The organism is Campylobacter australis (assembly GCF_050586305.1).
GTDB lineage: Bacteria > Campylobacterota > Campylobacteria > Campylobacterales > Campylobacteraceae > Campylobacter_A.
In genome coordinates, this window is record NZ_JAXUAA010000029.1 from 1 (window position 1) to 504 (window position 504).

A 504-nucleotide genomic window follows, 5' to 3' on the forward strand; every position below is an offset into this window, starting at 1 on the left:
AAGTAGGTTTGTTTGATCTGCAATATCTCTAATAATAACAATGATGTTTTTAATCTCTTCAGATTGTCTTATGACATCTTGTGTTTTTTGATTAATAGCACTCATTGATGAACTCATCTGCTCAACTGCAGCTGCACTTTCTTGTAAGCTATTTGCTTGAGAATTTGCTCCATCTGTTACTTGTTTCATTGAGTCAGCTAGGATTTGAGCTTTTTGTTGAAGGATTTGAGCTTGGTTTAGACTAGTGCGAAGCATATTTGAAATTTCCTCGCCCAAAGCATTAATACCCATTGCTGTTTTACCCTGATCGTCTATACGAGCTGTAAAGTCTTTAGATTTAAAGGTTTCTAGTAACTGGTGTATTTTTGTGCCATCGCTAGCTATTGCATCCTTTAGTGTTTCTTGAAGCTGTTTAAATGTTGTTTTTAATTCGTTTAGGGCTGGGTTTGCAGTATGCGCGTTAAGTGTAGCAGTGAAGTTGCCAGCTTTTATTTGATCGACGAA

At 36.5% G+C, this 504-nt stretch carries 1 pseudogene; it reads right to left on the reverse strand.

From position 1 onward, the window contains the following. A pseudogene (locus U5B17_RS09680) lies at positions 1-504 on the reverse strand (methyl-accepting chemotaxis protein); the annotation flags it as partial.